Below are 24,968 nucleotides of genomic sequence, written 5' to 3'. Positions count from 1 at the left end.
CGCGAGGGGAAAACTGGCATGGGCGGATTATTTTCCGCGCTAGGTCCATTTTGGGCCTGGATTGGGCATATCTTCGATCCGCTTTGCGGACCCGCAGGACTCTTCACGTGGTTCGGTTCCTCGACGATCCTGGCCTGTGGCGACACCGGTTGGGGCGATGAGATCGCCGCCGGCCTCAAGGTCACAGTTGCGGTCGCTCTGGTTACCCTTCCAATCGGACTTGTCATCGGCTTCCTCGTCGCACTCGGCCAGCAATCGGAAGAGAAATCGGTCCGCCTTGCGGCCGGCATCTACACCACGATCTTCCGTGGCCTGCCGGAACTGCTGACACTGTTCATCATCTATTACGGCATGCAGATCCTGATCCAGTCCGTCCTCGCCTCCATGGGCTATGACGGCCGGATCGAAATCAACGCTTTCTTGGCGGGCGTGATCGCGCTGTCGATTGTATTTTCCGCCTATTGCTCGGAGGTGCTGCTCTCGGCTTTCCGCGCCATCCCGAAAGGCCAGTACGAAGCCGGGGACGCACTGGGCTTTCATCGTGGGCGCACGTTGCGCCTGATCGTGTTGCCGCAACTAGTGCGCATCGCCCTTCCCGGCCTGGTGAACCTCTGGATGATCCTGCTCAAGGATACGTCCTACGTCTCGATCATTGGCCTTGCCGATATCCTGCGGCAGACCGGCGTCGCCGTTAAGGTCACTAAACAGGCATTCCTGTTCTATACCGTCGCCTGCGCTCTCTATCTCGGCCTCGCCATCATTTCCTCCTTCGGCCTTCGCTACATAGAACGGTGGGCCAAGCGTTCGGAGATCAGCCGATGAGCCACGCCCAGACGCTCATTCCGGCGCAGCCGGCTCCGAAGCAAGCGCACAGGCCAGTCACCGCTGCGCGCATTACCGGATACGTTGTCGTCGCTCTCTGGATCGTCCTGGCTGCCGCACTGCTCACGATGGTCGTGACCGGTTGGGATCCGGAGAAGTTCACCCGCTACGGTCCCCGCTACCTGCATGGTCTGTATACGACGATTGCCTTGGTGGTGATCTCGGTATTCTTCGGCGCCATCTTGTCGCTGCCGTTGGCCTTTGCCCGCATGTCCAAGAACAGGTTCATCAACGGCATCGCCTACTGCTACGTCTATGTGTTCCGCGGCACGCCGCTGCTGGCACAGCTCTTCCTCATTTACTACGGCCTGGGCAGTTTCCGTCCGCAGCTGGAAACCGTCGGCCTCTGGTGGTTCTTCCGCGATGCCTGGTATTGCGGTCTGTTTGCGATGACCATCAACACGGCCGCCTACCAGGCTGAAATCCTGCGTGGCGCCATCCAGAGCGTTCCGCGCGGCCAGCACGAAGCCGCCGCCTCGCTTGGCATCCACAAGGTCATCGCCTTCCGCAAGATCCTCTTGCCGCAGGCGCTGATTGTCGCCTTGCGGCCCTACGGCAACGAGATCATCCTGCTGATCAAGGGCTCTGCGGTCGTCGCCATCATCACCGTTCTCGACCTGATGGGTGAAACGCGCTACGCCTTCTCGCGCACCTTCGATTACCAGACCTACCTTTGGGCAGCGATTTTCTACCTCACCATGGTCGAAGCCCTGCGCCATCTCTGGGCATGGATCGAGCGCCGCCTCACCCGCCACCTGAAGCGCTGAACAACGTGGCAGCACTCGCCGATGAGAGCTGCCAACGATTTGAAATTGCAAAAGAAATTCCTGAGGCACTAGCAATTCGTCAAGCTTCGGTTAAGCATGTAGTGGTTCCATTTCATTGATCGCTAATGAGCGATCAATGGAACCAGAAGCGAGACGACGATGCACAAGGACATGGAAAGGCAGCTTCAGGGCTACGGCCTCACGACGGCCCAAATCATCTACCGGATGCCGGATCATCAAACGATCCTACAGACATACATCTGGCAGGACTACGACCTTGCACCGGATTTTCCGGAAATGCGCAGCTTCCTGAAGTTCTGGCAGGAGAAGCTCGACGGACCGCTGCATTCGGTCCGCTACATTCACCGCAAACTCATCTCGGCCACCGAATGGCGGGCGCTGAGAGGCGAGTTCACCATCAACTGATCACGCTGCAAAAGCCGGTCAGACATGAGCCTCCCCTTTGACGAACTCGTCTTCGTCCATCTCCCGATGCAGTGTGCCGTAGAGGATACCGGCATAGCCCAAGCCAACCAGGCAGAGCACGGCCCAGCCCGGGATCGGCCCAAGTGCCGCGTTCTCGACTACGTAAGTCCATGAATGCGTCTGCGTCAGCGGATTGCCCTCTGCCTGGAGCTTCGGCGTGGTGATCTTCAGACACCATGCGAGCAACAGGATAAAATACATCCAGCAATAGTTGCGGCGCAGTCGCCGCTTGACCGCGCCGGGGTAGCTCAAGAGAAATTGCGGCTTGCGCAAGCTCCTCGCGATCGCGCCGGCCCAATCGGGTCTGGATTCGCCGTTCGGCGCAAGAATCTGCGCGAAATAGCCCCGCTCCAGCTTCCGTACTCGGGCGCGGTAGATATCGAAGAAGCGGTATCGGCGCGCTTCGATGAGCAACAGCAGGGTGATCAGCATCATCCCGAAAAGCAGCACGCCATGGTGCGAGGTCGGCGTCGACAGTGAAACCGAAAGCAGCGCCGCCGAGACCGTGATCGCCCAATTCGATGTTCGGTCGATGCGATCGCGCCAGCTTATCATCCGGCCGAGCTCTCCCCGATAATAGTGGCTGAGCGTATTCGTGATCTCGCCTGGCGTTGCCGGCAGCGCTGGTCGCGGACTATCCAGCTCTATCTCGAAGTTCGCCTTACTGATTTCGGCCACCATGGTTTTTCTCCATTTTGTTCTTATCCATTAGAGGATCCTTATTCTGCGCCTCGAACGTCGCCATTGCAAAAGACAATCAGTCGCCGTAGACGCAGCTCTGGAATTAAAACGATGGTGAATTGCTATGGCCAAGAAGATCGACGAAGACGCACTCGCGGAAGCCTATAACCGGGCTCTTGCCCTCGAGAAGGCGGGAGATGTCGATGCCGCCGTAAAGGCCTATGAAGAGGTCCTGGCCATCGACCCCGAGGATCATGGCGGCGCCGCCGTCCGGATCGCCTCCATGGGACGCGGCGAGACGCCACCCAAGGCGCCGGACGCCTATGTCGAGACCCTGTTCGATCAGCACGCCGAAGTCTTCGAGGACGTTCTCGTCGAACAGCTCGGCTACCACGTGCCGATGATGGTGCGCCAGCGCCTGCAGGAGCTGAACCTTGGCCCCTTCAAGCGCATGCTCGACCTCGGCTGTGGCACTGGCCTCACCGGCAGCGCGCTCAGCGACCTCTGCGAGGACATGACCGGCATCGACATTTCCGAAAACATGGTCGAGATCGCCCACGAGAAGGAGCTCTACGAGACGCTCTTCGTCGCTGAGGTCGAGGACTTTCTCGAAGACAATGACGAGGATCCGTTCGATCTCGTTACCGCGACTGACGTCCTACCCTATCTCGGCGCGCTCGAACCACTGTTCTTCGGCGTCGCGGAAAACCTGAACCCCGGCGGTTTCTTCATCTTTTCATCCGAGGAACTGCCCGATGCCTCCGCAAATGGCCAACCCTACATGGTCGGCCCGCATCAGCGCTTTTTGCATTCGGCAGCTTATATTCGCGAACGCCTCGCAGCGACGGGATTCGAGCTCGTCGAGATGCGAGAGATCAACGTTCGCATGCAGGAAGGCAATCCGAGCCCGGGCCACCTGGTGATTGCGCGGCTGTCTTAATACTTAGCCATCCACGCAACTTTCCTGTTGCCAGCGAAGCGGCGCCCTGATACTTAGCCATTCACGCAAGTTTTAAAACAACGTGAAAGGCCGGCCGCATGTCGCTCTTCCTCCACAGTCATCCGCTTGCATCTTTCTGCCACAAGGTCCTGATCGCCCTTTACGAGAACGACACGCCCTTCGAGCCCGTCCATGTCGATCTCGGAAACGAGGCATCGAGAGCCGCGTTCCTCAGCGTCTGGCCACTCGGAAAGATGCCGGTGCTGCGCGATGAGGCACGCAACCGCACTGTCCCTGAAACGACGATCATCATCGAGTATCTCGATCGCTACTATCCGGGTGCGACGGCCCTCATCCCAGGCGATTTCGACAAAGCGCTTGAGGTCCGCCTGTGGGATCGCTTCTTTGACCTGCACGTGCAGGAACCGATGCAACAGATCGTCGCCGAACGTCTGCGCGGCGGCGGCGATCCGAGCCGCGTGGCCGGTGCTGAGGCGGCGCTGCGCAAGGCCTACGGCATGATTGAGCAGAAACTCGGCGAACACCCTTGGATCGCAGGGGATAGCTTCACCATGGCCGACTGCGCCGCGGCACCCGCCCTCTTCTATGCCGAGACCCTTGTCCCTTTCGCCGGCCAGCCAAGCCTGCGGGCTTGCTACGACAGGCTACTGGCGCGCCCGTCCTTTGCACGGGTCGTTGAAGAAGCGCGGCCGTATTTCAGATTCTATCCCTACCGGGAACGGCTACCCGCACGCTTCCGGCCGGACGAAGCCTCTATATGATGGACGAACCGGCCACACTCGATGAGACGTTCCACGCGCTTTCGGACCGCAGCCGGCGCGGGATGGTTGATCGTCTCGGCCGCGGGCCAGCCTCGGTGTCAGAGCTTGCCGAGCCTCTGTCGATGGCTCTGCCGACCGTTATGAAACATCTCGCCGTGCTGGAAAGGAGCGGCCTTGTCCATTCCGAAAAGAGCGGCCGCGTGCGGACTTATCGCCTGGAAGCAGGCGCATTGGGCCAGGTGGAACGCTGGCTTGCCGAACACAAGGCAAGCTGGAACGCCAGCTTTGACCGACTTGAACGATTTCTCTCGGACGACCAACCGGAGTGACGAACGACATGACAAGACATTCCGCCATGCACGAGACATTCGCAATCGAGCGAAAGATGCGGGCGCCGATCTCACGGGTGTTTGCCGCCTGGGCCGATGCGGAGGCCAAGCGGCAGTGGTTTGCATGCCACGACGAGTGGGTGCCCATCGAATACAGCCTCGAGTTCCGCGTCGGCGGCCAGGAGCGCAATCGCGTCGCAGACAGCGACGGCGTGCTGCATGCCTACGAGGCGCGCTATCTCGATATCGTGCCGCAGGCCCGCATCATCTATGCCTATGACATGAAGCTCGGCGAAACCCGCATTTCGGCATCGCTTGCGACGATCACCTTCGAAGCTACGCCATCAGGAACAACCATGCTCTTTACGGAACAGGTCGTCTTCCTCGATGACTATACCGACGGTGGCTCGCGACGGCAGGGAACGGAAATTCTGGTCGATCGCATACAGGCGTTTGTCGAGCGCGACGGCAGCACAGCGCACTAAATCTTGAACCGGTTTCATGCTAGGTTGGCGCCTCGGCATCTCACGGCGGCAGGCGAGGCAGTATGACTGCAGATAAACGACACACACAAGCCGGATCCACGCTCAAGCGGCGGCCGAGATTCAATCCCAAGCGCGGCCCCAGGCCAAGCGTCCTGGCCCGGGCCAATCGCACGGTTGCCTGGGGAGCGTCCCTGGTTATCGCTGTCTTTCTCCTGATTGTCACAGTCAACGCGTTGGTGCACTAGCCGGAAGAGGCCGGGCTGTAGCTAAGCCAGCACCACCGGTCGACGCAGTATCCGGCGAGCATGGTCGGAAGGTGCGTCGTCGATGAAAGCGCGCCGCCCGACAACAGACGGCGCCGGTTGGCACATCAGGAGCCGGACACTACTTTGAGGTTTCCACCATGGCTGCCGCCACCGAAAACCTGATGCTTGCCGAAATCGCTCTGGAAGCCGTGACGCTGCTCTTCGCGCGTGATCCCGAGTTCCGGGAACAGTAACTCGGCAACGCGATAGGCCTCCTCGAGATGCGGATAACCGGATCCGATGACCGTATCGATACCGACGTCCTGATATTCCCGCAGGCGAGCGGCCACGGTCTTCGGCGACCCGACAAGTGCTGTCCCTGCCCCGGCGCGCACCAAGCCGACACCGGCCCAAAGGTTCGGCGACACTTCCAGCTTGTCGCGCCGGCCACCGTGCAGGGCCGCCATACGCTGCTGGCCGACGGAGTCGGATTCCTTGACAAAGCGCTCCTGCGCCTCGCGGATCGTCTCATCGTCGAGTTTCGAGATCAGACGATCGGCCGCTGCCCATGCTTCCTCATCGGTTTCGCGGACGACGAAATGCAGGCGAATGCCGAAGCTGACCTCGCGCCCCTTGTTCGCCGCGGCAGCCCGTACCTTTTGAACCTTTTCGGCAACCTGAGCCGGCGGCTCGCCCCAGGTCAGGTACTTGTCGACGCGGCCGACCGAGAAGTCGATACCAGCATCCGACGAACCGCCGAAGTACAGGGGCGGCCGCGGGTTCTGCACCGATGGAAAGCCAAGCTTCGCATTCGTCGCCTTGATGTATTTGCCGTCGTAACTCGCGACACCCTTTTCGAGCAGCTCTTCGAAGACCGTGAAGAACTCATCGGCATGGGCATAGCGCTCGTCGTGGGCCAAATGAATGCCGTCGCCGGCAAGCTCCGCCGGACTGCCGCCGACGACGATGTTGAGCAGCAGGCGCCCATTCGAAATACGGTCCAGCGTCGTCGTTAGACGCGCGTAGTATGCCGGTGATGCCGTACCCGGACGGATTGCCACCAGAAACTGCAGCTTCTCGGTCTTGGCGGCAAGCGCTGCCGCTGTCACGAACGATTCTTCACAGGCAACGCCCGTCGGCAGCAGCACGCCGGAGTACCCAAGGCGATCAGCCGCCTGGGCAATCTGGGTGAGATAACCGATTTCCGGCGCGCGCGTCTGCTCGTTCGAGCCGAGATAGGCACCATCTCCCGAGGTCGGGATGAACCAGAGGAAATTGATGGGATCGTGTTTGCCGGTCATGGAAATGATGCCTTCTAGTCGGAATTGAATTAGCTTTGCTTTGCGTGCGAGGCGCCCGTCGTCGGTGTTCAGGACGATGCCATGACGAGAAGCCCCCGTGTTTGACGTCGTAAAATCATCGTCTTCCCTCTCTGGAAGTCAGCCGCTCTCGGCGCTCCAGTGTCTCGTCGCAATCTTTACAAAAACCATCAAATCGATCGACATTTGTAATTATTATCTTTCGAGGCTCGCCGGATTATCCGAACCGGCAATTGCCGCTTTCGGAGAAAATTTTTCCGCCACGATGCAACCCGCACTTCGACGGCTTTCCGAGCGCCGTGCTTTCCGCTAATCCTCGTGCCCGGCATTCAGGAGAGGATTGGCACATGGCAAAAGTCGCATTCATCGGTCTTGGCGTAATGGGGTTTCCCATGGCTGGCCATCTCAAGGTGAAGGGCGGCCATGACGTTACCGTCTATAACCGGACTGCATCGAAGGCGGCGGCCTGGGCGGAGAAGTTCGGCGGCAAATCGGCCCCAACACCCGCCGAAGCGGCCAAGGATGCGGATTTCGTCTTTACCTGCGTCGGCAACGACGATGATCTCCGTTCGGTGGCAACAGGTGAAAACGGCGTTCTCCAGACGATGAAGCCCGGCGCGATCCTGATCGACAACACGACCGCGAGCGCGGAAGTTGCCCGCGAGCTCGATGCCGCCGCAAAAGGCAAGGGCTGCGCCTTTATCGATGCCCCGGTATCGGGTGGACAGGCCGGCGCCGAGAACGGCGTCTTGACCGTCATGTGCGGTGGTGACGAGGCCATCTTTGACAAGGCAAAGCCGGTGATCGATGCCTACGCCCGGATGGTCGGCCTCATGGGACCGGCGGGTGCCGGTCAGCTGACCAAGATGATCAACCAGATTTGCATCGCCGGCCTCGTCCAAGGGCTGGCGGAGGGCATTCACTTCGGCAAGCGCGCCGGCCTCGACATCGAGAAGGTCGTCGAGGTTATCTCCAAGGGTGCTGCCGGCTCCTGGCAGATGGAGAACCGGCACAAAACGATGAATGCAGGCAAGTACGACTTCGGCTTTGCCATCGACTGGATGCGCAAGGATCTCGGGATCGTGCTCAACGAGGCACGCCGCAACGGCGCAAAGCTGCCGGTGACGGCCTTGGTCGACCAATTCTATGGTGACGTCCAGGCCATGGGCGGCAATCGCTGGGATACGTCCTCGCTCCTGGCCCGTCTCGAAAAATGATCGGTCCCTCCTCCAGCAGCGCGGAGCTGATTGCGCATCTGCAAACGCTGCGCTCGGAGGAAAACATATCAGGCATGGCCCGTTTCGGCATCGTCACCGAAACGGCGCTCGGCATCTCCAATTCGGATCTCCGAAAGATCGCCCGAACGGTGAAGCAAAGTAACGGCCGTGCGCTGGAGCTGTGGCAAGGCAACATCCGCGAAGCTCGCCTGCTAGCGCTCTATACGGCCGAACCGCAGAAGCTCACGGCAAACCTCGCCAGAACATGGTCCGATAACTTTCACTCGTGGGAAATCGTCGATACGGCGGCAGACCTCTACGTCGAGGCTGGTCTCAAGGCGCTCATACCTGAATTCGCAGCCGACGATCGCGAGTTCGTTCGGCGAACTGCCTTTGCGATGATTGCCAGCGCAGCCGTGCATCTGAAGAATGAGCCGGACGACACGATCCTTGCCTGGCTTCCACTTATAGACGCGCACGCTCGCGACCCGCGCAATTTCGTACGCAAGGCGGTGAACTGGGCGCTGCGAAACATCGGTAAACGCAACCTGCATTGCCATGCTCGCGCATGCACAGTCGCAGAACGACTTGCCGCATCCGACGACCGGACCGCGCGCTGGATCGGCAAGGACACCGTCCGGGAACTCAAAAGCGAGAAGGTCATCGCGAGGGTCGAGAGAAAGTCGGCAACGCGATAATCGCTGTAAACGACAGCGAGCGGATGATGATATCCGCCCGCCGTCCTTCCCCCCCACTATTTCTGGATGCAGGTATCGACCGTATCCTTGGTGCACTCATCGAGGCCGGTGAAGACTGGATCCGGGACCGTCTTGCCGGCGATCAGGTCCATCATCACTGACGGTGCCTTGTAGCCCATTTCGAACGGCCGCTGGCCGACAAGAGCGGTGACGAGACCTTCCTTGGCGATCGCGACTTCATCACCGATCGTGTCGGCCGCACCGATCACGAACTCGTTCTTGCCGATCTTTTCGGCCATCGGCTTGAACAGGTCGCGATAGGGCTGCGGCGCGCCGAACAGCGGCCAGCCGCCCATAATCCCGAAAGCATCGAGATCGGGGTTTGCCTGGAGAATGTCGGTCATGGCCTGAACGCCTTTGGCGCCATCGTCGTTCGTGAAGACCGGGCAACCGGCAACTTCGGTCCACCCGCCCTCGCCTTTCAGCGCGGTCAGGCCTTTCTGGCCGGTCAGGGTGTCACGCATCCCCTGCGCGCGACGCAGAATGTTGTCGGCACCCGGGTTGCCTTCGATCGTGCAGATCTTGCCGCCCTGCGGCTTGGCCTTCTTGATGTACTCGCCGATGCGCGCGCCCATCAGATAGTTATCGGTGCCGAGATAGGTCTTGCGCAGTGCTGAATCTTCCGCCGCAAGGTCGGCGTCGAGCGTCATCACGGGAACCTTGGGATTTGCCGTCTTCAGCGTCTGAGCGATCAGTTTGGCGTTCGACGGAGAAATGGCGATGGCCACCGTTTCCGCCTTGCCCAACACGTCCTGAACGATTTGCGCTTCGCCGGCTTCATCCGAAGTCGATGCAGGGCCAGTGTAGAAGCACTCGTATTCGGAGCTGGCGTTTTCCTTGTTCCACTTCTGGCAGCCTTGGTTGATTGCCTCGAAGAACGGGTTGTCGAGGCCTTTCACAACGATGACCAACTGTTTCTTGGCCGCCAGCGCCTGTCCCGCCGTCAGCGCCAGCACCGCGGCTGTAAGCAATAATGCCTTCCTCATAGCTTCCTCCCATTGAAAAAATGGCGGACGCCATCGTCCGCCACATGATCAACCCGGATACCAGACGATGCGAGGATCCTCCTCCAAACGCACATACCCCCAGGCCGAGTCGATTAGCATTTCAAGATCGTAGACGGGCCGCCATTCGAGCAGGTATTTCGCCTTGCTGTTGTCCATCCAGTTGGAATGGAACTGGCTCGGTATATCGACCGCACCGAGGCCGCGCGTCCGCGAAAGGTGGGCGGCAACCTCGCCGTAGTCGACAGGTCGGTCCATGCAGATGTTGAACAGCTGACCTCGCGCGCGCGGATTGTCGAGCGACGCGAGGATCGCCGAAACCAGATCGTCAACATGAACGAAATTGCGCTTCAGCGGCCTGCCGTCGGCATCGCGCAACAACGGCACCGTCCGCTCCCGCTGATAGCGCTCCGCATCAGCCCGCGGCACGAGTGTCTTCCAGTCCGGCCCGCCGAAAACATCGTCGCCGAACGACAAGGTGAACTTGAAGTCGTCCTTCTCCATGATCCAGGGCGCGCGCAAGCAGCAGCCGTTTATGCCATACTGTATCTGGAACTGCTCCAGCATCACCTCTTCCAGCACCTTCGACAGCGCATAGCAGCCGGGATAGGCCTGGTGAGGCGTAGCCTCTGTGATTGGCGCTTCATGGCGATAGAAAAAGTGCCCTATCCCTGCATCGCCGCCGATAAGAATGAATTGGCGCGCAGTAGCGCTCGTCCTGAAGCCCTCGAGCAGCCAGAAAAGTCCCTTGACGGTGACGTCCATGACATCTTCAGGCGTTTCCTTGCATGTCGCGAGATGCACGACATGCGTGACGCCGGCAAGCGCAGTCGACACGGCCCCTCGATCGCTGATTGAGCCTCGCACAGCTTCGACGCGCTCGTTTTCCGGGCACAAGCGATTATGACAAAGCGCGCGAATGCGCGCCTTGGAAAATCGCGGATCGTCGAGCAGCCCCCCGATGAAGCGCTGCCCGACCTTGCCCGTTGCACCGGTGACAAGGATCAGCATGCTCTCCTCCGTCAACAGCTAATATACAGAGACCTCCGCGCGTCAATCGAATTGTAGTATGAAACGAGTAATTGTAACAAAGACGGTAAATTAGCAGCATCCGATTGACGGTTTCGCACGGTTCTGGGTAAATGTTGTAAGCGCTCGCAGGGAGGAAACTGGCGAGCGAATCAGCGGCCCCAAGAAAGGGTCGCGCTTTGGGAGGCTAGACGGCTGGTGGCAGTTCTTGAGCTCGCCAACATCTCCAAACATTTCGGCGCCATACAGGCGGTCAACGACGTTTCGTTTTCGCTCGAAGCGGGAGAAGTCGTCGGATTGATGGGCGATAACGGCGCCGGCAAATCCACGCTCGTGAAAATGATCGCGGGCAATTTCCGTCCGAGCCATGGAACGATGCGGCTCGACGGCAACGACCTCATTCTGCATCGACCAGTCGAGGCCCGGCAGCGGGGCATCGAGATCGTCCACCAGGACCTGGCGCTCTGCAACAATCTGACGGCCGCAGCGAACGTGTTCCTCGGCCGCGAGATGCGCCGTGGTTACGGCCCCATGCGCATTCTCGATTACAAGACGATGTACAAGCGCGCCGGCGAAATCTTCAAGGAACTGAAATCGGAGACGCGGCCGCGAGATCTGGTGAAGCAGATGTCGGGTGGTCAGCGCCAGGCCGTCGCAATCGCTCGCACCATGCTGGCGGAAGCGAAGCTCGTGCTCATGGACGAGCCTACCGCCGCCATCTCGGTTCGCCAGGTTGCCGAGGTTCTTGCTCACATCCGTCAACTGCGCGATCGCGGCATCGCGGTCATTCTCATCAGCCACCGCATGCCTGACGTTTTCTCGGTCGCCGATCGGGTGATCGTCATGCGGCGCGGGCGCAAGGTTGCCGACAAGCCGATAACGGCGAGTTCGCCGGAGGAAGTCACCGGGCTCATAACAGGCGCAATCGAACAGGTGTGACTGGCAGCCGCTCCCCAACGTAAGTGAAGGTCGACCATGGCAATAACCCTCGATCAGACGATAGCGCAAAGGCAGCGCAACTGGTTCTCGTCCGTGTTCGCGAGCCAGACCTTCTGGGTCCTCGTCGCCGTCATCATCGCCTGCATCTTCCTGTCCTTCGCCACGAGCTCCTTCGCCACCCCCACCAATCTCTACAACATCACCCGCAACGTCACCTTTGTCGCCATCATTGCTCTCGGCATGACGCTGGTCATCATCACCGGAGGCATCGATCTGTCCGTTGGGTCGGTTCTTTGCCTCTGCAGTATGGTGTTGGCGGTTACGATGCATGCCGGCTATGGGATCGGGACCGGCATTGCGGCCTCGATCGGCACGGCGCTGGTGGTCGGCGCCTTCAACGGCCTGTTGATTGCCTATCTCGGATTCCCGCCGTTCGTCGTCACCCTTGGCATGCTGTCAATTGCCCGCAGCCTCGCAATGGTGGCCTCCAACAACACCGTCGTCTTCCAGTTCGGCCCGGATCACGACAAGCTGCTAGCGCTTGGCGGCGGCGCATGGCTCGGCATCGCCAATCCGGTCCTTTACATGGCCGTGCTGGCGCTGCTGACCGGCTTCGTGCTGCGCTGGACGCGCTTCGGCCGTTATGTCTTCGCGATTGGTGGAAACGAGCATGCAGCCACGCTGACGGGCGTGCCTGTCAGGAAGATCAAAGTCGCGGTCTATATGATCTCGGCTCTCTCAGCCGGTGTCGCCGGCATCATCCAGACCGGATGGCTGGGTGCCGTAACCACGAACATCGGTGCAGGGATGGAACTGCAGGTCATCGCCGCAGCCGTCATCGGCGGCGCCAATCTTGCAGGTGGCGTCGGCACCGCCTTCGGCGCCATTGTCGGCGCCGCGTTGATCGAGGTCATCCGCAACAGCCTCGGCCTGCTCGGCATCAACGCCTTCTGGCAGGGCACCTTCATCGGCGGCGCGATCGTTCTCGCGGTTCTGTTTGACCGGCTCAGGAACCTGCGGCAGAGCGACTAGCAACTGCCGCGGCTCTCGTATCAGTCCTCGTTCGACTTCGCGTTGTCGAGGATCATGTAATCGAGCGGCAACTGCGTCGAATACTTGATCTGCTCCATCGCGAAGGCGGAAGACACGTCGCGAATCTCGATCTTTGCGATCATCCGCTTGTAGAAGGCGTCATAGGCGGCAATGTCAGGCACGACCACCCGCAGAAGATAGTCCACGTCGCCGCTCATGCGATAGAACTCGACCACCTCGGGAAAATCGGCAACGACTTCCGAAAAACGCCGCAGCCACTCGATCGAGTGTGTTGCGGTGCGGATCGAGACAAAAACCGTGACCTTTGTGTTGACCTTTTCCGGGTCAAGGATGGCGACGCGGCGCTTGATCACGCCATCCTCTTCCATCTTCTGGATGCGCCGCCAGCAGGGTGTCGTGGACAGCCCGACCTTCTTGGCGAGATCGGCAACAGCCAAAGTCGAATCCTCCTGCAACAGGCGCAGGATTTTGCGGTCGAGACGGTCCATACGGAAAAGCCCTTTCGAATTTATTTTCTTTGTATAGCGTGATTCCGGCAGTTTAAAAGAATTTTGTTTCAGCGCAGCAATGAGGCAACCCGCTCTCGCAGCACAGGCAACAACTCCGTCTCGAACCACGGGTTGCGCTTGATCCATCCGGTATTGCGCCAGCTCGGATGAGGCAGCGGCAAGATGCCAGGCATGCGGACCTTCGACAGCGTCGTTCGCCAGGCTCGCACCGTCTCCGTCATATTCTCGCTGCGCTCCGCGCCCATGTGCCACGCCTGCGCATATTGGCCGACTGCAAGGACAAGCTCGATCTGCGGCATAGCCGATATGACCCTGCTCCGCCAATGCGGCGCACATTCACGCCGCGGCGGCAGGTCGCTTCCCTTCGAGTCATAGCCGGGAAAACAGAAGCCCATCGGCACGATGGCGAAACAGTCGGGGTCGTAGAACGTCTCCCGATCCACCCTCAGCCAGTCGCGCAACCGGTCGCCGGATGCATCATTGAAGGGAATGCCGCTCTCATGAACCTTGAGGCCGGGCGCCTGCCCCGCGATCAGGATCCTCGCCTTCGACGACATCACTGCAACCGGCCGCGGCTCGTGCGGCAGACGAGCGTTCGCATCGCCAAGCGGCGTGTCACGACAGATGCGGCACGCCCCAATCTCCTGCCGAAGACTATCGAGCGCCGCGTCGTCCGGCGCACCTCTTGCAATCACCATCCGAGCAACCCCAGGACACCTCGTGCAACTGGTCGCGGCGCATGGTCGCGTACGCTTCGCGGCATCTCGAAGGTGCCCGCCCAGAGCCCGACCTTCTGCGCCCTCGCCCGCGCCTCCTCGTCACCATACGCTCCGTAGGATACCGCCATGCCCTTGCGCACCATCGTGGCGTTGAGATCCGCCCCGCCAGCATGGCAGACCACCAGCAGGCGATCGAAACGGTCCCGTTCGGTTCCCCTGCACTTCGTATCGGCGGCCCTGACAAGGGCTTGCACCGCCTGCTTCGCCTCCCGCCCGCACGCCCATTCGCTGCCCGCACGCTCGCATGTCTGGCTGAGCTCGGGCGCGTCGATACCGTATAGCCGCATCCGATCGCCGCCTATGTTCAGGCTGTCGCCGTCAGCCGCATGAAACTGGCCGGCATAGACCGTTGCCGCGTCATCATTCAGCTTGGCTGCAATCAGCCACAGGAATGCCAGCAGAGCCAGCGCCGTCACGCCGTCGCGCATCACCCGCAAACCGCGCGTCACGCTTTCGCCTCCTTAAAAAACAAATCCTTGGCAAAGATGGCTAACACCATCTTAAGGATTGCGCTTTAGGGTTTAGACAACCGCGGATCAAGTTTCAACGTGCACAATGGGTACTGGCGTTAGCACATCGGCCGACAAGAACATCGTCGACAAGTCACGCAGCCACCGCAACAAGCCAGTGTCGAAGGCTGTGCGGCTGACGCGAGAGCGCCTCCAGTCGAGCCACGCCGCAAGCGGTACGTTCGATCGCGACGTGCTGGCAATGTATATCAATACGGTCCTGCAGGGCGCGTCGATCGTCCCGCTCTTCGTCATGATCATCGCCGCCCTCGGCGTCTACTTCACCGAAAACACCCAAATCTTTCTGTGGGCGCTTCTGACCCTCACGGCCCATGCGACCAACGTATTTCTGGCGCGCCGCGCCCGAGGCCAGGAGATCAACGCGACGACGGCCCGCAAATGGCGCCGCCTTCTCCTGTTTGGACAATTCATGGTCGGCTGCTGCTGGGCGGTGTTCGCCCTGCAGGACTGCATGGCATGCGAACCCTCGAGCTTCCTGCTCTACAAGGGGGCCGCGCTGCTGATCGCGCTCTCGATCACTGCGATGTCGAACTTCATGCTGACGCCGTCGGTGCTCATCACGTTCGCACCGGTCGTCCTCGGACTGATCGCCCAGGCTGGCCTTTCCCGTGGAATCCTCGAGATCAGCCTGACGGCCGTCTTCACCACGACGGTTATCCTCTTCAACTACATCAGCGACCGGCTGTTCCAGTCCAACCTCAGGATCCTCGCCTATCAGGCCGAGAAGGACGACCTGATCGCCGAGTTGGAAGTCGCAAAGTCGATGTCCGATGAGGCCCGCCGCCGTGCGGAAGAAGCAAACCTCGCAAAGTCGCGCTTCCTTGCATCCATGTCGCACGAATTGCGCACGCCTCTCAATGCGATCCTCGGCTTCTCGGAAGTCATGTCCGCCGAAGTGATGGGGCCGCTCAACAACGCCACCTACAAGGAATATACCAGCGACATTCACCGCTCGGGTGAGCATCTGCTGAACCTCATCAACGAGATCCTAGACCTCTCGCGCATCGAGGCCGGAAAATACGAGCTGAGCGAGGAAGCCGTCTCGCTGCTGAACATCTCGGAAGATTGCATCGGCATGGTGCAGCTACGCGCACGCGGCAAGAACATCACCATCTCGCCGCAGTTCGAGGCCGAATTGCCGGCCGTTTGGGCGGATGAGAAATCACTGCGTCAGGTCGTCCTCAATCTGCTGTCCAATGCCGTGAAGTTCACCCCGCAAGGCGGCGAAATCCGCGTCAAGGTCGGCTGGACCGCCGGCGGGGGCCAATACATCTCCATCAAGGACAATGGTCCCGGGATTCCTGAAGAAGAGATCCCCGTGGTTCTCTCGGCCTTCGGCCAGGGGTCGATCGCGATCAAGAGCGCCGAACAAGGCACCGGCCTCGGCCTGCCGATCGTTCAGGCGATCCTCGCCAAGCACGACGGCCAGTTCATCCTCAAATCGAAGCTGCGCGAAGGCACCGAAGTCATCGCCATCCTGCCCGCCAAACGCGTGCTCCAGACTGTCCCGGCGGTCGAAGATGCGCCGGCGGTCTCCCGCAAGCGCCGGAGTTTTGCTTGACCGTCTGGTCGACCACAGGCGCCTCTATCCAAACAGCAGATGCTTGCCGATCGTGAACAGCAGGAACACGCCGCACGCAACGATCATGCAGACGACGGCGAAGGAGCCGAGATCCTTGGCGTGCTTTCCGACCATGGAAATCTCCGGCGAAATCCTATCGATGACTTCCTCGATCGCCGTGTTCAGGGCCTCGACGGCAAAGAGGGCAAGAAATAGCACGACAGCAATCATCAGCTCGGCAAGCGTTGCCCCGACGACGATCAGGAGGATCAGTGAAAACGCGAAGAACAGCAGTTCCTGCCGGAATGCTGCCTCCCGGATCAACCGCCTGAAGCCGCCCAGCGAGTAGCCGGCGGCTGCAAAGAAGTGGCTGATGCCGGTGAGTTTTGTCACGGCAGGTTTCATCAAGTGCCCTCGTTGTCCGTCAATGGCGGCCTTGTCGCCGCCAGTCAGAAATTGCGAATACCGGTTCGCGGTCGCCGCGGCAAGGACTCCGTCATCAACCTGTCACAAACCTGAAGGTCAGTGCTTGTTGGTGACGCCTGCCTGCGAAAACGTCGCCATGCCGGAATGGCAGGCCGCCGCCGCCTTGACGATCCCGGCCGCAAGGGCCGCCCCCGTCCCCTCGCCGAGCCGCATGCCGAGCGCCAGAAGCGGCGTCTTGCCAAGCATTTCGATCGCCCGCAAATGGCCCGGCTCGCCGGAGACGTGGCCGATCAGGCAGTGATCGAGCGCCGAAGGATTGGCCGCCTTGAGGATGGCCCCGGCTGCGGTTGCGACATAGCCGTCGATCAGCACAGGAATCTTCTCGACACGCGCGGCAAGGATCGCTCCCGCCATCGCCGCGATCTCACGACCGCCGAGGCGGCGCATGATCTCGAGCGGATCGTCCAGATGATCGCTGTGGAGCGCAACGGCCCGCTCAACGGCTGCGATCTTGCGCTCCAGCATCTCGCCTTCGGAACCCGTGCCCGGACCAACCCAATCACGCGCAGTGCCGCCGTAAAGGGCGTAGTTAATCGCCGCTGCGATCGTGGTGTTGCCGATTCCCATCTCACCGATGCAGAGAAGATCGGTACCGCCAGCGATCGCTTCCATGCCGAAGGCCATGGTCGCCGCACAGTCACGCTCGGACAAAGCAGGCTCTTCGGTAATGTCGCCGGTCGGATAGTCGAGCGCCAGATCGAAGACTTTCAGCCCGAGGTCATAGGCGACGCAAATCTGATTGATCGCAGCGCCACCGGCCGCAAAATTCTCGACCATCTGCTGCGTGACGGCAGGCGGAAACGGCGTGATGCCCTGCCTAGTCACGCCATGGTTGCCGGCGAAGATCGCCACCAGCGGCCGATTCACTGCAGGCGCCCTGCCCGTCCAGGCGGCGAGCCAGAATGCAATTTCCTCAAGCCGTCCGAGCGCACCGGGCGGCTTCGTCAACTGCGCATCGCGCTCGCGCGCGGCAGCAAGTGCCCTGGCATCCGGTCCCGGCAGATCGCGCAAAAGTGCCCGAAAATCGTCGAACGGCAGGCCTGAAACGCTCATGAATGCGGCTTCCTTGTCTTGGTCGGTAACTTGTCTTTTCGCTGCAAATCAGCTTCTTTCGTCGCAACTCTCTTAAAGGCAGGCGCCGAGGCGAACAACACCTAAAGCGCTGCATATGGTCGCGGGGTCGGGGTCAGAATGAATATCGGAAACTATGCGGCCGACCTTGCTCGTGCGGTTGCCTTCCTCAGCCGTATTCCGATGCCGTCTTTTGCCTTCGCCGACTTTAACGGCAAGCTTGACCGCGCCTCCCGCGCCTTCCCCGCGGCGGGCATTGTCATCGCACTGCTGCCTGCGCTCGTCTTGCTGGTCATGCTTGGCCTACGCGCCGACCGGCTGATGTCGGCCTTCGCCGCGCTTGCCGTCCAGGCGGCATTAACCGGCGCGCTGCACGAGGATGGCCTCGCCGACTGCGCCGATGGCCTCGGCGGCGGGCGCGACCGCGATCACGCGCTTTCGATCATGAAGGACAGCCGCATCGGGACCTACGGCGCGATCTCCTTGATTCTGTCGTTTGCGCTTCGCGCGGCGGGACTCGCCGCTGTCGCACGAGAAGCCCCGCCCATGGCTGCAGCCCTTGCCATTCCGGCGATCGCCTGTATCAGCCGCGCCGCGCTCGTTTGGCACTGGCATCGGCTGCCGGCAGCAAAACCCGATGGTGTGGCGGCCGCCGCGGGACAGCCGGGCGAAGGTGCGATGCACATGGCGCTAGCCACAGCCTGCCTTTTCGCGGCCCTGCTGCTCTGGCCGAGCCTTGGCCTCCTGCCCCTCGTCTGCGCCCTTCTCGCCTGCGGTTTATCCGCCATGGTCTTCACGCGCATCGTCCGTCGCAAACTCACGGGACACACCGGTGACACGCTTGGGGCTACCCAGCAGATTTCGGAGATCGCCGCCTTCTGCGCCCTTGCCATGGCTTTCTGAAATCTCGATATAGATTGCATGCAAACACCCTGCATCCACGTCTGCTCAATTGATCCGGAAACCGCCCTGTGCACGGGTTGCGGTCGCACGCTTCCGGAGATCGGCGGTTGGATGTCCTTTTCCGACGAAGAGCGCCGGCTGCTGATGACCTTGTTGCCAGCGCGGCTTGCCGCAATCGGATTGGCGACCCCATTGAAGCCCACCCAGCAGGCCACAGCGGAGCAGTGTGCATGAACCGTCTGACGATCGTCCTTGCGGTCCTTGGCCTCGGTCTCGCAGTCCTCTTGTTCAGCGGCGACACGACCCGCGTCTTCGGCATGCGAACCGATGATTTCGGCCGCTTTGTCTATCTGCTTCCGATTGCACTAATGCTGGCCGCCGGCATCTGGGCGAGGCGCACGAGCGCGAGCGAGACACTGCGCAATCTCATGATCTGGCTCGTGCTGATCCTCGCTCTTGCGACCGTGTATCTGTATCGCCAGGAAGCGCTTGGCGTCGGTAACCGCCTGCTGGCCGGCCTCGTGCCGGGGCGTGCCGTTGTCGTGACGACCAGCGAGGGCGGTCAGGAGGTGATCCTTCACAAAGTCCTGAACGGCCACTACGAAGCCTATGTCACGGTCAACGGCCAAAGCATTTCCATGCTGGTCGATACCGGTGCCAGCATGATCGCGCTGTCCCGCGAGGATGCGGAGCGCGTTGGCATCATCCCGGAGAATCTCGATTATTCGATGAGCGTTATGACTGCCAACGGCCGCGCCCGCGCAGCCCGCGTGACGCTCGCCGAGGTCGCGATCGGCCCGATCGTTCGTCACAACGTCCCGGCCAGCGTCGCTGAGGACGGCAAGCTCGACCAGAGCCTGCTCGGCATGAGCTTCCTCTCCACCCTCGGCTCCCTCCAGATCCAGACGGACGAACTGCGGATGCGAGACTAATGGCCTCGGTCTAGCTCCGCAGCCTGTATCCCGTCTTGAAGATCCAGCCCAGGCTACCGAGGCAAATCAGCAGGAAGAGCGAGATCATCCCGAGGCTGACCAGCGGATTGACGTCGGCAATGCCGAAGAAGCTCCAGCGGAAACCACTGACGAGGTAGAGCACCGGATTGAAGTGGCTGACCGCCTGCCAGAACGGCGGCAGCATGTTGATCGAATAGAAACTGCCGCCAAGAAACGTCAGGGGCGGCACGACCAGCATGGGGATCAGGTTCAACTGTTCGAAGTTGGCGGCCCAGATGCCGATCATGAATCCGAAGAGGCTAAAGGTGATCGCCGTCAGCAGGAAGAACAGAACCATCATGACAGGATGCTGGATCCTGATATCCACGAATAGATTCGCCGTCAGCAGGATGATCACCCCGATCATCAGTCCCTTCGTCGCCGCCGCACCGACATAGCCAAGCAGGATCTCGCTCATGGCCACCGGGGCCGACAAGACCTCGTAGATCGTGCCGGTAAACTTCGGAAAGTAGATGCCGAACGACCCGTTGCTGATGCATTGGCCAAGCAGCGTCAGCATGATCAGGCCGGGCGTGATGAACGCGCCGTAGGATACCCCCTCCACTTCCTGGATCCGCGAGCCGATCGCCGCGCCGAAAACGATGAAATAGAGCGACGTCGAGATCACCGGCGATACGACGCTTTGCAGAAGCGTCCGGCGCGTGCGCGCCATCTCGAAGAAATAGATGGACTTGATGGCTTCGACGTTCATTTCGCTCCTCCCACGAGCGCCACGAAGATGTCTTCCAGCGAGCTCTGCTGCGTCGAAAGATCCTTGAAGTGAATGTTATGCTCGCTGAGCCGGGTCAGCAGCGTGGCAACGCTTTCCTGTTCGTTCTCCGCGTCGAAATCGTAGATGAGGCGGGTGCCGTCTGCGACGAGCGAGAGGCCGTTGCCGGCAAACCGGTCCGGCAACGCCTGCAACGGCTCGGTCAATTCGAGAATGAGCTGCTTGCGGCCAAGCTTCGCCATCAGCGCCGTCTTGTCTTCCACCAAAAGCAGCTCCCCGCCGTTGATGACGCCGACACGATCGGCAATCTCTTCCGCCTCTTCAATATAATGCGTCGTCAGGATGATTGTGACCCCCGAGCGTCGCAGCTTCTCCACGACATGCCACATGTCCTTGCGCAGCGTCACATCCACGCCCGCGGTCGGCTCGTCGAGGAAAAGGATTTGCGGTTCATGCGACAGTGCCTTGGCAATGAGCACGCGCCGCTTCATGCCACCGGACAGCTGCCGCAGCATATTGTCTTTCTTGTCCCACAGCGACAGATCGCGGAGCACCTTCTCGATATGCCCGGGATTGGGCCGCTTGCCGTGCAGCCCGCGGGAGAAGCTGACGGTATTCCACACGGTCTCGAATTGGTCCGTGGTAAGTTCCTGGGGAACAAGGCCAATCATCGAGCGCGTCGCCCGGAACTCCTTCACCACGTCATGGCCATCGACCGTGACCGTGCCACCGGTCGGATTCGTGATACCGCAGACGATCGAGATCATAGTTGTCTTGCCCGCCCCGTTCGGCCCGAGCAGGGCCAAGATCTCGCCCCTCTCGACATCGAGGTCGATGCCCTTGAGCGCTTGAAATCCGTTGGCGTAGGTCTTGGTGAGATTTCGGATGGAAATGATGGGGGCCATGAACTCTTCTGACATCTGCGGCGGGAGTTGCTGGGGCGCTATATATCCGCTTTGAGTAGTTTTGACATCCCAACACAGGTGAACAGAGTATTCACTTGCGTGAAAAGGCGCGCGGGAAGAAAAGATCCTTCGCGCCTTCAGCGAACCCCAAAGCAGCAGATGTCATCAGACGGTGATATTTCTGATCCATAAAGACGGCGAGGCAAGCAAGCGCTCTCCGTCCCGCCGCACCCCTTGCGGAGCCGCCGTCCGAGCGATCTCGTTACGCTCCTTTGCTTCCTCGACATACAGTAGAGTGTATTACCTATGATGACATGAGATGACAGGATCCGGCTGGGCGGCCGTCGCCCGCGCCGCGTTCGCATTGGGGCCGGCTCTCGGGCCGGCCTTTCCTTTTCAATCGCAGTAGACCCTACCGCTCTGGCGTGCGCGCAGATCGAAGTGAAAATGGTTCCAATGCTCTGGATTGCTGCCCGGTCCGAGCACCGTGTTGAAGTACTTGCAGCTGTCGCTGCGCACGGCCTGCAGCAGCCTGCCCTCCCGGAAAGAGAACAACCCTTTCTTGCGCACGTCGATCGCGTGACCGCTCTTCAGGACAAACTTGCCGACATCGATTGCGTTGCCGTGAGCGTGCTCGGACATCGGATTGTAGCGCTGCCGGCTGTTGTTCATGCGGCGGCAGCTATATCCGCCGAGGGGCTGGATGGTCTTGATACCGGACCAGTAGCGAAAGCGGGCGGAAGGCGCGAGCTCGTTCTTGACCCATTTGGCGAAGGCGAGCGTCACCTGGCAATTCAGCGTCACCGCCGGCCGGACGCCGATATTGCCTGACAGGCCCTGCAATGAGATCGGGTACGGCACCTGGCAGGCCGGCCCGTTTGAGATCGGCGGCTTCTCGGTATAGACGACACCCATCCGCTTCAACTCACGGCGACAGGCAAGCTCCGAGGCTGGCATTACGCTCGGATCAGCGGGCGCGACCGGTTCGCTCATCATCGCCGCGGTCGGGTTGTTCGGTCGCAGCATGGCGACCTCGTTCTCTTCGGGCACGCGCGCCGGCGCAACCACCCGCCTTCCGTCATTCCAGACAGGTGCGTTACCCATCTGCGCCTGCGCCGCGGGCGCAGGGATCCGCGCGCTGTTAAGCTGGGTCGGATTTTCGGTGCCGATGCCATCGACAACGGGCTGGTCGGACTGGCCCTCGGCGATCTGCTGCTGTTGCTCCTCTGCCAGACCGACGACAGGGTCCGCCCCCAGTTCAGCATCCATATTGACGCCACCGGTAGGCACGGAAAGTGGCTGCGTTCCGCCCCAGGTCGAAGGCTGGTTTCGAAGTGAGCCGGCAGCGCCCTGCGCGCCCGCTATCGCCTCGTCGCTGTCGATCATTGGCAGTCGCCCGGGCTGCGCGGATGCCCGTAGCGTCTGGCTGCCACTGCGGCTCTCACCTGTTCCAGCAAGATTGGGGGTGTTGAGATAATCCACCGATCCTGCGGCATCGCTGACAGGCGCGTTTGCGGCCGGATAGGCCTGCTCGCTCGGCGCTGTCTGCATTTGCGGCACAGGTGCGCGGCGGCTTGCCGGAGAGATCGATCCCACCCGTGTTCCATTGTCCACCTCGCCGGGCGGAATAAGGCCATCGGTGGAACACGTCACCAGGGCTGTCGATAGCAGCACGGGCAATACGTATTGCCGAAGAATGGGAACAAACGCCATACTCTCATCGCTTCCGAGGAACGGCAGGGATCTAAAACTTGAGCCGAAATTTAACGATGAACGGTGAACGAAAGCTTACCCGGATCGCGACTGCCGCCCCCAACTCCCGAAACCGAACCCGGACAGCACCTATCCAGGCCAAGGACAAGACGCTGGCCCGACACGCAGCTGTCACAATTTGGACATAGCCGCCCTCGACAACACAAGTTGCCGCATGCTGTACAAAAACGAAATCTTAAGTCATTCCAACGATTGTAAGATTGAGCCATCCAACGTCGGACCGGGTATGAGTTACTTCGCTGCTTTCGTCAAAATCGCAGACCCGATGGCGTCATCCCGAGGTAGCAGCGAGGCTGCCGTGGCGGCGCTGGAACGCCAACTCGCGGACAAGGAGCGGCAGCTCGAACAGCAGGCGGTCGCCCTCGCGCACAGCCGGAAGATATTCGATCGCTCGTCCGAGGCCGCACGGATTGGCGTATGGGAATGCAGCCTACCCGACAATCATCTTGTCTGGACCAAGATGGTCTACGATCTCTTCGACCTGCCACATGAGGCGAATCTCGACCGCGCCGAGATCCTGAAATGCTACTCTAGAGAATCGCTTTCCGAGCTTATTCGTCTCCGCGGCCGAGCGATCGAGGAGCGGACCGGATTTACGCTCGATGCCGAGATCCTCACGCCCAAGGGCCATACGCGTTGGATTCGCATCACCGCGACCGTTGAGTGTGAAGACGATGTCCCCGTCCGGATCTTCGGCATGAAACTCGACATCACGGCTGAAAAGATGATGTACGATCAGATCCGCTATCTGGCGGAATTCGACATCCTGACCGGCCTGCCGAACCGCGCGCAGTTTCAGACCGCGCTGCAGCGCCTGCCTCTGCGCTCCGTTGGCGGCAATGCCGCTGCCCTGCTTCTGATCGACCTCGACGGCTTCAAGGGCATTAACGACACCTTCGGCCACCAGGCGGGCGACGATTGCCTCAAGGAAACGGCAGAACGGTTGCTCGCAGCGTGCGCGGGGGCAGACCTCGTGGCACGGATTGGCGGCGATGAGTTCGCGGTTCTCGTCAGCGGCTACGACAGTGTCGAAAGCGTCGCCGCGCTCGCCGGGACAGTCGTTCGGCGCCTCAACCGCTCTATCGAACGGAACGGCGCCAAAATGGATGTCGGCGCATCCGTCGGGGTTGCCTTCCACGACGCATCGCTGCGTTCTGACATCTTCGTTTGCGCCGACGCCGGGCTCTACAAGGCGAAGAGCGACGGCAAGAACCGCTTCCAGGTCCACCAGGCTCCCGCCTGCATCGACAATCCAAAGATGGACGCCGCCTAACCTCTCCCACGCATTGACCGAGCAACGTGCCTTCTGAAACGCTGGCGACGGATGCACGCGTCTGGACTATACTACAGGCTGACTGCGGTCATCGGCAACGTGCGTCAGGAGTGACATATGGCAGACAGCAGATCCCCGGTCACCCCAGGCGCACGCGACATTGCAATATTGATCGGCCGGCTGCTTCTCGCCTGGATCTTCCTGCATGAAGGCGTCTCGCTGGCGTTGAATTTTTCAGGCGCCGTCGAGATGGCCGCGCAATTCGGCTTGAGCGTTCCCCTGCTTGTGGCAACGATCGCACTCCAGATCGGCGCCGGCCTATCTATTGCGGGCGGGCTCTTGACCCGCTTCGGCGCAGCCGCCCTGGGCCTGTTTTGCGTCGCAACCGCCACGCTCTACCACACGAACTTCAGCGACCAGAACGAACTCCTTCATTTCGAGAAGGACCTGGCCATTGCTGGTGGGATGTTCGTGCTCGCCGCGGCGGGAGCCGGCGCTCTCTCGATCGATCACTGGCTGAGGAGCCGCGGGCAGTAGCGC

29 protein-coding genes are annotated in these 24,968 nt (G+C 60.7%); 17 read left to right on the top strand and 12 right to left on the bottom strand.

Annotated elements, in window-relative coordinates; translation table 11 throughout:
* Positions 1 to 18 precede the first annotated feature (18 nt).
* The 3 genes from C934_RS0100745 to C934_RS0100735 all read left to right on the top strand — a co-directional run bounded on the left by C934_RS0100745 (position 19) and on the right by C934_RS0100735 (position 2,075).
* The gene (locus C934_RS0100745; protein WP_018854801.1) at positions 19 to 822 is read left to right on the top strand and encodes an ABC transporter permease; all 804 of its coding nucleotides are present in this window, start codon (positions 19 to 21) and stop codon (positions 820 to 822) included.
* Complete coding sequence (locus C934_RS0100740; protein WP_018854800.1) at positions 819 to 1,649, top strand: ABC transporter permease; 831 nt, start codon at positions 819 to 821, stop codon at positions 1,647 to 1,649. The genes C934_RS0100745 and C934_RS0100740 overlap by 4 nt, the downstream gene beginning before the upstream one ends.
* A 159-nt stretch (positions 1,650 to 1,808) precedes the next feature.
* Positions 1,809 to 2,075: an usg protein gene (locus C934_RS0100735; RefSeq protein ID WP_018854799.1), complete on the top strand. Its 267-nt coding sequence runs from the start codon at positions 1,809 to 1,811 to the stop codon at positions 2,073 to 2,075.
* Positions 2,076 to 2,093: 18 nt separating this feature from the next.
* Here C934_RS0100735 and C934_RS0100730 read toward each other — a convergent pair whose 3' ends face one another.
* On the bottom strand, positions 2,094 to 2,816 hold the full coding sequence (locus tag C934_RS0100730; protein ID WP_018854798.1) for a DUF2270 domain-containing protein: 723 nt from the start codon (positions 2,814 to 2,816) through the stop codon (positions 2,094 to 2,096).
* A 124-nt stretch (positions 2,817 to 2,940) separates the two neighbouring features.
* Between C934_RS0100730 and C934_RS0100725 the strand changes: the two genes are divergently transcribed.
* From C934_RS0100725 to C934_RS0100710, 4 genes are all read left to right on the top strand, one after another.
* Positions 2,941 to 3,756 (top strand): class I SAM-dependent DNA methyltransferase, encoded by an 816-nt coding sequence (locus C934_RS0100725; RefSeq protein ID WP_018854797.1) that lies wholly within the window; start codon positions 2,941 to 2,943, stop codon positions 3,754 to 3,756.
* 98 nt (positions 3,757 to 3,854) lie between these two features.
* Positions 3,855 to 4,538 carry a glutathione S-transferase family protein gene (locus C934_RS0100720; RefSeq protein ID WP_018854796.1) on the top strand — a complete coding sequence of 228 codons (684 nt, stop codon included), beginning with the start codon at positions 3,855 to 3,857 and terminating at the stop codon, positions 4,536 to 4,538.
* Entirely contained in the window at positions 4,535 to 4,867 is a 333-nt protein-coding gene (locus C934_RS0100715; RefSeq protein WP_018854795.1) for an ArsR/SmtB family transcription factor, read from the top strand. The genes C934_RS0100720 and C934_RS0100715 overlap by 4 nt, the downstream gene beginning before the upstream one ends.
* 8 nt (positions 4,868 to 4,875) lie before the next feature.
* Positions 4,876 to 5,352, top strand: coding sequence for an SRPBCC family protein (locus C934_RS0100710; RefSeq protein WP_026371467.1), 477 nt, complete (start codon positions 4,876 to 4,878; stop codon positions 5,350 to 5,352).
* A 370-nt stretch (positions 5,353 to 5,722) separates the two neighbouring features.
* Here C934_RS0100710 and ssuD read toward each other — a convergent pair whose 3' ends face one another.
* Entirely contained in the window at positions 5,723 to 6,898 is a 1,176-nt protein-coding gene (gene ssuD, locus C934_RS0100705; RefSeq protein WP_018854793.1) for an FMNH2-dependent alkanesulfonate monooxygenase, read from the bottom strand.
* A gap of 317 nt (positions 6,899 to 7,215) precedes the next feature.
* Here ssuD and C934_RS0100700 point away from each other — a divergent pair, with 317 nt between their 5' ends.
* Together C934_RS0100700 and C934_RS0100695 are read left to right on the top strand one after the other, a co-directional pair.
* A complete protein-coding gene (locus C934_RS0100700; RefSeq protein ID WP_272481241.1) occupies positions 7,216 to 8,133 on the top strand; it encodes an NAD(P)-dependent oxidoreductase in 918 nt (305 codons plus the stop codon).
* Positions 8,130 to 8,831 carry a DNA alkylation repair protein gene (locus tag C934_RS0100695; protein ID WP_018854791.1) on the top strand — a complete coding sequence of 234 codons (702 nt, stop codon included), beginning with the start codon at positions 8,130 to 8,132 and terminating at the stop codon, positions 8,829 to 8,831. The genes C934_RS0100700 and C934_RS0100695 overlap by 4 nt, the downstream gene beginning before the upstream one ends.
* 56 nt (positions 8,832 to 8,887) lie before the next feature.
* On the opposite strand, the gene C934_RS0100690 is transcribed toward C934_RS0100695, so the two are convergent.
* Together C934_RS0100690 and C934_RS0100685 are read right to left on the bottom strand one after the other, a co-directional pair.
* Positions 8,888 to 9,877, bottom strand: a complete 990-nt coding sequence (locus tag C934_RS0100690) for a sugar-binding protein (protein ID WP_018854790.1) — start codon at positions 9,875 to 9,877, stop codon at positions 8,888 to 8,890.
* Positions 9,878 to 9,925: 48 nt separating this feature from the next.
* Positions 9,926 to 10,906 carry an NAD-dependent epimerase/dehydratase family protein gene (locus C934_RS0100685; RefSeq protein WP_018854789.1) on the bottom strand — a complete coding sequence of 327 codons (981 nt, stop codon included), beginning with the start codon at positions 10,904 to 10,906 and terminating at the stop codon, positions 9,926 to 9,928.
* A 213-nt stretch (positions 10,907 to 11,119) separates the two neighbouring features.
* Here C934_RS0100685 and C934_RS0100680 point away from each other — a divergent pair, with 213 nt between their 5' ends.
* A complete protein-coding gene (locus tag C934_RS0100680) occupies positions 11,120 to 11,863 on the top strand; it encodes an ATP-binding cassette domain-containing protein (RefSeq protein WP_026371466.1) in 744 nt (247 codons plus the stop codon).
* Positions 11,864 to 11,899: 36 nt separating this feature from the next.
* Positions 11,900 to 12,895: an ABC transporter permease gene (locus C934_RS0100675; RefSeq protein WP_018854787.1), complete on the top strand. Its 996-nt coding sequence runs from the start codon at positions 11,900 to 11,902 to the stop codon at positions 12,893 to 12,895.
* Between the two features lie 20 nt (positions 12,896 to 12,915).
* On the opposite strand, the gene C934_RS0100670 is transcribed toward C934_RS0100675, so the two are convergent.
* The 3 genes from C934_RS0100670 to C934_RS0100660 all read right to left on the bottom strand — a co-directional run bounded on the left by C934_RS0100670 (position 12,916) and on the right by C934_RS0100660 (position 14,653).
* Positions 12,916 to 13,404, bottom strand: coding sequence for an Lrp/AsnC family transcriptional regulator (locus C934_RS0100670; RefSeq protein WP_007533095.1), 489 nt, complete (start codon positions 13,402 to 13,404; stop codon positions 12,916 to 12,918).
* A 68-nt stretch (positions 13,405 to 13,472) separates the two neighbouring features.
* Entirely contained in the window at positions 13,473 to 14,123 is a 651-nt protein-coding gene (locus C934_RS0100665) for a uracil-DNA glycosylase family protein (protein WP_018854786.1), read from the bottom strand.
* Positions 14,117 to 14,653 carry a thermonuclease family protein gene (locus tag C934_RS0100660; protein ID WP_026371465.1) on the bottom strand — a complete coding sequence of 179 codons (537 nt, stop codon included), beginning with the start codon at positions 14,651 to 14,653 and terminating at the stop codon, positions 14,117 to 14,119. Before C934_RS0100660 ends, C934_RS0100665 begins: the two co-directional genes overlap by 7 nt.
* Before the next feature lie 106 nt (positions 14,654 to 14,759).
* Between C934_RS0100660 and C934_RS0100655 the strand changes: the two genes are divergently transcribed.
* Positions 14,760 to 16,295, top strand: a complete 1,536-nt coding sequence (locus C934_RS0100655) for a sensor histidine kinase (RefSeq protein ID WP_018854784.1) — start codon at positions 14,760 to 14,762, stop codon at positions 16,293 to 16,295.
* A gap of 24 nt (positions 16,296 to 16,319) precedes the next feature.
* On the opposite strand, the gene C934_RS0100650 is transcribed toward C934_RS0100655, so the two are convergent.
* Positions 16,320 to 16,700: a diacylglycerol kinase gene (locus C934_RS0100650; protein WP_018854783.1), complete on the bottom strand. Its 381-nt coding sequence runs from the start codon at positions 16,698 to 16,700 to the stop codon at positions 16,320 to 16,322.
* Positions 16,701 to 16,817: 117 nt separating this feature from the next.
* A complete protein-coding gene (cobT, locus tag C934_RS0100645; RefSeq protein WP_018854782.1) occupies positions 16,818 to 17,834 on the bottom strand; it encodes a nicotinate-nucleotide--dimethylbenzimidazole phosphoribosyltransferase in 1,017 nt (338 codons plus the stop codon).
* 138 nt (positions 17,835 to 17,972) lie between these two features.
* Between cobT and C934_RS0100640 the strand changes: the two genes are divergently transcribed.
* Genes C934_RS0100640 through C934_RS0100630 form a run of 3 tightly spaced genes read left to right on the top strand, consistent with a single transcriptional unit; the run spans position 17,973 to position 19,687 of the window.
* Positions 17,973 to 18,755, top strand: coding sequence for an adenosylcobinamide-GDP ribazoletransferase (locus C934_RS0100640; protein WP_018854781.1), 783 nt, complete (start codon positions 17,973 to 17,975; stop codon positions 18,753 to 18,755).
* Positions 18,756 to 18,773: 18 nt separating this feature from the next.
* On the top strand, positions 18,774 to 18,989 hold the full coding sequence (locus tag C934_RS0100635) for a DUF1289 domain-containing protein (RefSeq protein WP_026371463.1): 216 nt from the start codon (positions 18,774 to 18,776) through the stop codon (positions 18,987 to 18,989).
* Entirely contained in the window at positions 18,986 to 19,687 is a 702-nt protein-coding gene (locus tag C934_RS0100630) for a TIGR02281 family clan AA aspartic protease (RefSeq protein ID WP_018854779.1), read from the top strand. Before C934_RS0100635 ends, C934_RS0100630 begins: the two co-directional genes overlap by 4 nt.
* A gap of 10 nt (positions 19,688 to 19,697) precedes the next feature.
* Here the strand turns inward: C934_RS0100630 and C934_RS0100625 are convergent, their stop codons facing one another.
* The 3 genes from C934_RS0100625 to C934_RS0100610 all read right to left on the bottom strand — a co-directional run bounded on the left by C934_RS0100625 (position 19,698) and on the right by C934_RS0100610 (position 23,095).
* A complete protein-coding gene (locus C934_RS0100625; RefSeq protein WP_018854778.1) occupies positions 19,698 to 20,459 on the bottom strand; it encodes an ABC transporter permease in 762 nt (253 codons plus the stop codon).
* Positions 20,456 to 21,382: an ABC transporter ATP-binding protein gene (locus C934_RS0100620; protein ID WP_026371462.1), complete on the bottom strand. Its 927-nt coding sequence runs from the start codon at positions 21,380 to 21,382 to the stop codon at positions 20,456 to 20,458. The genes C934_RS0100625 and C934_RS0100620 overlap by 4 nt, the downstream gene beginning before the upstream one ends.
* Before the next feature lie 396 nt (positions 21,383 to 21,778).
* A complete protein-coding gene (locus tag C934_RS0100610) occupies positions 21,779 to 23,095 on the bottom strand; it encodes an extensin-like domain-containing protein (RefSeq protein WP_018854775.1) in 1,317 nt (438 codons plus the stop codon).
* 286 nt (positions 23,096 to 23,381) lie between these two features.
* On the opposite strand from C934_RS0100610, the gene C934_RS0100605 reads away from it, so the two are divergent.
* Together C934_RS0100605 and C934_RS0100600 are read left to right on the top strand one after the other, a co-directional pair.
* A complete protein-coding gene (locus C934_RS0100605) occupies positions 23,382 to 24,428 on the top strand; it encodes a diguanylate cyclase domain-containing protein (RefSeq protein WP_018854774.1) in 1,047 nt (348 codons plus the stop codon).
* Positions 24,429 to 24,545: 117 nt separating this feature from the next.
* A complete protein-coding gene (locus C934_RS0100600; protein ID WP_018854773.1) occupies positions 24,546 to 24,965 on the top strand; it encodes a DoxX family protein in 420 nt (139 codons plus the stop codon).
* Positions 24,966 to 24,968: the final 3 nt, after the last annotated feature.

Source organism: Rhizobium sp. 42MFCr.1, from assembly GCF_000377185.1.
Classification (GTDB): domain Bacteria; phylum Pseudomonadota; class Alphaproteobacteria; order Rhizobiales; family Rhizobiaceae; genus Rhizobium; species Rhizobium altiplani.
Note: the sequence above shows the minus strand (reverse complement) of the source record. Positions and strands in the feature narration are given on the sequence as shown.